General features: G+C 61.7%; 8 protein-coding genes. 7 read left to right on the forward strand and 1 reads right to left on the reverse strand.

Features of this window, described 5'->3' with window-relative positions:
* The first annotated feature begins 203 nt into the window (after positions 1-203).
* Both H097_RS27975 and H097_RS21640 read left to right on the forward strand, forming a co-directional pair.
* Positions 204-623: a hypothetical protein gene (locus H097_RS27975; RefSeq protein WP_082445654.1), complete on the forward strand. Its 420-nt coding sequence runs from the start codon at positions 204-206 to the stop codon at positions 621-623.
* 152 nt (positions 624-775) lie between these two features.
* The gene (locus H097_RS21640; protein ID WP_029300780.1) at positions 776-1,408 is read left to right on the forward strand and encodes a TetR family transcriptional regulator; all 633 of its coding nucleotides are present in this window, start codon (positions 776-778) and stop codon (positions 1,406-1,408) included.
* Positions 1,409-1,413: 5 nt separating this feature from the next.
* On the opposite strand, the gene H097_RS21645 is transcribed toward H097_RS21640, so the two are convergent.
* Positions 1,414-1,920, reverse strand: a complete 507-nt coding sequence (locus tag H097_RS21645) for a C40 family peptidase (RefSeq protein ID WP_032862395.1) — start codon at positions 1,918-1,920, stop codon at positions 1,414-1,416.
* Between the two features lie 297 nt (positions 1,921-2,217).
* On the opposite strand from H097_RS21645, the gene ureE reads away from it, so the two are divergent.
* The 5 genes from ureE (at position 2,218) to H097_RS21670 (ending at position 5,916) form a co-directional block, all read left to right on the forward strand.
* Positions 2,218-2,718: an urease accessory protein UreE gene (gene ureE, locus H097_RS21650; protein ID WP_032862396.1), complete on the forward strand. Its 501-nt coding sequence runs from the start codon at positions 2,218-2,220 to the stop codon at positions 2,716-2,718.
* The gene (locus H097_RS21655; RefSeq protein ID WP_032862397.1) at positions 2,715-3,389 is read left to right on the forward strand and encodes an urease accessory UreF family protein; all 675 of its coding nucleotides are present in this window, start codon (positions 2,715-2,717) and stop codon (positions 3,387-3,389) included. The genes ureE and H097_RS21655 overlap by 4 nt, the downstream gene beginning before the upstream one ends.
* A 9-nt stretch (positions 3,390-3,398) precedes the next feature.
* Positions 3,399-4,013 (forward strand): urease accessory protein UreG, encoded by a 615-nt coding sequence (ureG, locus tag H097_RS21660; protein ID WP_017849719.1) that lies wholly within the window; start codon positions 3,399-3,401, stop codon positions 4,011-4,013.
* Positions 4,014-4,037: 24 nt separating this feature from the next.
* Entirely contained in the window at positions 4,038-4,610 is a 573-nt protein-coding gene (locus H097_RS21665; protein WP_032862398.1) for a HupE/UreJ family protein, read from the forward strand.
* Between the two features lie 184 nt (positions 4,611-4,794).
* Complete coding sequence (locus H097_RS21670) at positions 4,795-5,916, forward strand: AGE family epimerase/isomerase (RefSeq protein WP_032862399.1); 1,122 nt, start codon at positions 4,795-4,797, stop codon at positions 5,914-5,916.
* Positions 5,917-6,000: the final 84 nt, after the last annotated feature.

The following is a 6,000-nucleotide window of genomic DNA, read 5'->3' on the forward strand; positions in this document are numbered from 1 at the left end:
CGCACCGTTGTTACCCACGCCCGTGTCGAAAATACCCACATCGGTGCAAAAGCGCGTGCTTGAGACGCGCGTTCTAGAGCCATCGCGTAGAACAATCAATTCTGTTGATTATTACCATTGTGTTTATGAACTTTTATATCGAGTTATCGAGAGTAGCATTAGCCCTGTACCCACTTTATCGCCCTCCCAAGGAGCAACTCATCATGAAACGCCAATTACTGCTCAGTGTTGCACTCTCTGTCCTGGCCACCAGCGCTTTCGCCCTGCCAGCTGCAGAACAAGCCATCCCACAAGTCAAATCTGACGCTGTACACATCAGCCAGACCGTTGCCGAAGGTGGCCGCGATCGCCTGGAACAGAAAGGCCTGGTCGAAGGTGGCTCGGATCGCCTGCAAGAACGCAATGCCGTAGCTGAAGGCGGCCGCGATCGCCTGGAACAGAAAGGTCTGGTCGAAGGTGGCTCGGATCGTCTGCAAGAACGCAATGCCGTAGCTGAAGGCGGCCGCGATCGCCTGGAACAGAAAGGTCTGGTTGAAGGTGGTTCTGACCGTCTGCAAGAACGTAACGCCGTAGCTGAAGGCGGTTCCGACCGTCTGGCTGAAATGCATAAAGCTACGAGCTAAGCCTGTGCTGGCCCTGAAAAAAGCCCGATCCCCTGCGATCGGGCTTTGACTTTGTGTGACCCGCAACACCCTTGTCTCGCTTGAAGTTCGACGCCGGTAAAGTTGATTTGCTAGAGTGCGTCGCTGTCCTTGCCTACAAAGCCCACCCGCCCATGCTCCCCCGCGCCGAACAGAAGCAACAGACCCGCCTTGCCTTGATGGACGCAGCCCGCCATCTGATGGAGGGTGGACGAGGGTTTGGCAGCCTGAGCCTGCGGGAAGTGGCCAAGAGCGCTGGCATCGTGCCGACCGGTTTCTACCGTCACTTTGCCGATATGGACCAACTGGGCCTGGTGCTCGTCAGTGAGGTCGGCCAAACCTTCCGTGCCACCATCCGCCTGGTACGCCACAACGAATTCGTCATGGGCGGCATCATCGATGCCTCGGTGCGGATCTTTCTCGATGTGGTCGCGGCCAACCGTTCACAGTTTTTATTCCTCGCCCGCGAGCAATACGGCGGTTGCCTGGCCGTGCGCCAAGCCATCGGCGCCTTGCGTGAAGACATCACCTCGGACCTGGCGGCCGACCTGACGCTGATGCCCAAACTCCAGCACCTGGATGCCGAGGGTCTGCATGTGATGGCCGACCTGATCGTCAAGAGCGTGTTCGCCACCCTGCCCGACATCATCGACCCGCCCGCCGCCGCCCTGCCGGCACACCTCACACCCCAGGCCAAGATCACCCAGCAACTGCGCTTTATCTTTATCGGTCTCAAGCACTGGCAAGGCCTGGGCAGCACCGAATAGAGCGATCAACGCACCGCGTAGAAGCGTTTGGCGGTGGTGTAGTTCTTCTTCCAGTAGGTGTTGGCCAGCGAATCAATGCGGATGCTTTTGCCCGGGCGCGGTGAATGAATGAATTTGCCTTCGCCGATGTACAAGCCGACATGGCCAACCTGGCCGCTGCCATTGCCCCTGAAAAACACCGCATCGCCGGGTTGCAGCGCATCGCGCTTGATCGTTGCCGCCGTTGAGCGGTGCATCGCCGAGGTGGTGCGCGGGATAACAATATTGGCTTGGGTCTTGAACAGATAGACCAACAGACCGCTGCAATCGAACCCCTGATCCACCGATGCCCCTCCCAATTTGTAAGGCTTGCCCAACAATTCATAGGCGCGGTCGACAACGTTGTCGATGGCAGGCCTGGGCACGGAACTGAACGAGGCCAGTGACGTACCGCGTTTACTGACGTTGGCCCAGGACGATGACGTCAGCGCAAACAGGCCGACAATAACTACACCTAAAAATGACTTGAACATGATGAACGTCGCGATGGATTAAACAGGGGCGAAATCCTAGTGAAACGACGTAGAACGAGATGAACGGAAACTCTCAGATCGTTGTAAGACACATCCCAAAGCCCCTGAAGCCCGTAACCAACTGCACAACTTCGGCGCCAAAAGCCGCTACCGCGCACCAAAATGAGTCATGCCTCGCGCAACCTGTTGCCCCAATGAGTGGCAGACACTCGATTCCTACGTCGTTTTCCCACATCCAGCCAGATTGGCAAGCCCCTTGCTCTAGCCTGTTTATCGCTCATAGCTGGAAGCTTCCTGATGCTGGTGATCCACCGCCGAATCGCCCCCCAACCCGTCTGGGCCGCAGAGTTGTTGCTGAACTTCGAAGCTCGCAGCAAAAGCCGCCTGCGCTGTTTCAGTGCCGAGGGAGAAGACGTCGGCCTGTTTCTGGAGCGTGGCCAGCCGCCGCTGCATGACGGAGAATTCCTACAGGCTGAAGACGGACGTGTCGTACGCGTCTGCGCTCGCCCTGAACAACTGCTGCATGTCACCTGCAGCAGCGCCTTCGAACTGACCCGCGCGGCTTATCACCTGGGCAACCGCCACGTGGCCCTGCAAGTGGGAGACGGCTGGCTGCGCCTGCTCGATGACTACGTGCTCAAGGCCATGCTGGAGCAATTGGGCGCCCATACCGAAACCCTCGAAGCACCGTTCCAGCCAGAACACGGCGCCTATGGTGGCGGTCATCATCACTCGCGCCATGGTGATGAAGACTTCAACTACCCACCCAAACTGCATCAGTTCGGCGTGCGCCTGTGAACCCGGCCTGGGCGCTGTTGCGCCTGGCCAGTCCGCAATTGCCGATTGGCGGCTACAGCTATTCACAGGGCCTGGAAATGGCCGTGGAGAATGCCCGTGTCAGTGATGCCGACAGCGCCCGACGCTGGATCAGCGACCAGTTGCTGCTCAACCTGGCGCGCTTCGAAGCGCCGTTGCTGCTCGCCCATTGCCAGGCCGCCGCAGCCCAGGACTGGGCGCGCCTGCGCCAACTCTGCGAGGAGCATCGCGCCAGCCGCGAAACCCGTGAGTTGTTCCAGGAGAGCCGGCAGATGGGCTATTCCTTGCAACAACTGCTCAATGGCTTGCCGGAGCTGGATGAAGCCGCCCGCGATTTTCTTACGGCAACCCGCGAGCCGCATTTGGCCCTGGGCTGGGCGCTCGCGGCTCGCGCCTGGACGATCAGCCCCGACGATGCCCTGGCCGCCTGGCTCTGGAGCTGGCTGGAAAACCAATTGGCCGTGCTGATGAAAACCCTGCCCCTGGGCCAGCAAGCCGCCCAACGCCTGACCAGCGAACTGCTGCCCCTGCTGCAACAGGCCCAGCAGGACGCCAGCCAGCGCGACCCTCATCATTTTGGCAGCGCCGCATTCGGCCTGTCCCTGGCATGCATGGCCCACGAGCGCCAGTACAGCCGCCTGTTCCGTTCCTAGGAGAGCCCCATGAACACACAACCCCTGCGCGTCGGTATCGGCGGCCCCGTTGGCTCCGGCAAGACCGCCTTGACCCTGGCGCTGTGCCTGGCCCTGCGTGATCGCTACAACCTGGCGGTGGTCACCAACGACATCTACACCCGCGAAGACGCCGACTTTCTGGTGCGCAACCAGGCCCTGGCGCCCGAGCGGATCATTGGCGTGGAAACCGGCGGCTGCCCGCACACGGCGATCCGTGAAGATGCATCGATCAATCTCGAAGCGGTTGATCAACTGAACCGACGCTTTCCCGGCCTCGACCTGATCCTGGTGGAGTCGGGCGGCGACAACCTCTCGGCCACCTTCAGCCCCGAACTGTCGGACCTGACCATCTATGTGATCGATGTATCAGCCGGCGACAAACTGCCGCGCAAAGGTGGACCGGGAATCTGCAAGTCCGACCTGCTGGTGATCAACAAGATCGACCTGGCGCCACTGGTCGGGGCCTCGCTGGAGCTGATGAACAGCGACACCCAGCGCATGCGCAATGGCAAACCCTTTGTGTTCAGCAACCAGAAAACCGGCGTCGGCCTCGACGAAATCGTCGCCTTTATCGAACGCCAGGGCCTGCTGACCGCAGCCTGATCCCTCTTATCAAGGAGCTGTCTTATGAGCCTCAACAAACTGTTTGCCACCCTCGCCCTGCTACTGGTCCCGGCCCTGGCCTTTGCCCATCCGGGTCACGGCGACAATGGTCTGGTAGCCGGCATCAGCCATCCCCTCGGCGGCCTCGACCATTTGCTGGCGATGCTGGCCGTCGGCCTGTGGGCGGCGCAGCAACAAGGCGCGGCGCGCTGGGCCCTGCCTTGCACCTTTGTCGGCACCATGCTGCTCGGTGGCGTGCTCGGTTTTGAAGGGTTGGCCTTGCCGGCCCTGGAAAGCGGGATTGCCGCGTCGGTACTGGCCCTGGGCCTGGCGGTGGCTTTGGCGATTCGTCCGCCGGTGGCGGTGGCGGTAGCTGCAACAGCCGTGTTTGCCCTGTTCCACGGCGTGGCTCACGGCCTGGAACTGCCGGATATGACCAGCCCGTGGGCGTATGCAGCCGGGTTCGTGGGGGCGACGGCTGTGCTGCACGCGGCGGGTTATGCAGTGGTGCGCTTTCTGCCGGCTGCGGCGGCGCCGCTGGTGCGGGTGGCAGGGGCGGCTTCGGCGGCGACTGGGGGTTGGTTGCTGGCGGGCTGAGTGATGCAGCGCTGTTGAGGGCCTCTTCGCGAGCAAGCCCGCTCCCACATTTGACCGCATTCCAACGATGGAACCCGGTCAAATGTGGGAGCGGGCTTGCTCGCGAAAGCGGTAGCAAAACCACCGCTGCCCCCAAGCCTGCTACCATGCGCGGCAAACACCCCTGCCGTGACGACGCCAGCCGATGCCCATCGCTCCAAGCTCTGCCAACAAGCCTCAACTGAACGCTGTGCTCACGCACTTCAACGACCTGATCGTGCCGCTCTGGCAGGGCCCAGGCTGGAATGCCGAGTTGGCGTTGCCCTATGAAGCACTGGATGCCGATCACCAGCCATTGGCCCCGCAGCGCTACCGCGCCATGGCCTGCGCCCGGCAGCTGTATGTGTTTGCCAGCCTGATCGGCGAGCCCGGCAAGGACTTTGCGCAAGAACGTGCAGCGGCGTTGTTCCGCTCGCTGCAACGGCACTTCCACGACGCCGAGCACGGTGGCTGGTTCTACAGCATCGACCCCCACGGCAAGCCGCTGGACAAGCGCAAAGACCTGTATACCCACGCGTTTATCATCTTCGCCTGCGCCCATTACTGGGCCAAGGTCCGCGAGCCGCTGGTGGAGTCGGTGCTCAACGCCGCCCTGGAAGTGGTCGCCGAGCGCTTTGCCACGGGCGACGGCTTGTATGAGGCCGTATTGGAGCGCAACTGGTCGTCCCTCAAGTCCGGCCCGCTGCAAAACCCGCTGATGCATCTGGCCGAAGGTTTCCTCGCCACCCTCGCGGTACGTGAAGACCCTGCGGTGCAACAGGCCCTGCTGGCACTGGCGACGGCCATGCAGCAACGCTTTATCGACCGTCAGCACGGCGTGATGATGGAAAAGCCCCTGGGTGCTGTGGATAACTGGTTCGAGCCGGGGCACCAGTTCGAGTGGTTCTTCCTGCTGGAGTCCTCGCCTGTGCTGCGCGGCACGCCCCTGCACGCTTCGCTGAGCCGGGCGTTTGCCTATGCCGAGCAGATGGGTGTGGATAACGTGAGCGGCGCAGTCAGCGGGATGCTGGCACTCGATGGCAGCGTGCGCGACGGCACCCAGCGGATCTGGGCCCAGGCCGAATATCTGCGCGCGCTGACGCTGCGGCCAGGCAGCGAGGCGGTGCTGGAGCGCCAGTTGCTGGCGTTGCAGCAGCATTTCCTGCATGCAAAGGGCTGGAATGAGTGCCTGGATGCCAAGGGTGAGGTAAGCCGGCGGGATATGCCGTCGACTACGCCCTACCATTTGGCGACGTGCTATCAGGGCCTGATCGAATTTTTCGGCTGATCTTTCCGGCCCCATCGCGAGCAAGCCCGCTCCCACACTTGTGGACTGCCCCCGAAAAGTTGGACAGTTTCAGCTAGCAGCCTC

It is taken from the genome of Pseudomonas sp. FH4 (assembly GCF_000510915.2).
Taxonomy (GTDB): Bacteria; Pseudomonadota; Gammaproteobacteria; order Pseudomonadales; family Pseudomonadaceae; genus Aquipseudomonas; species Aquipseudomonas brenneri.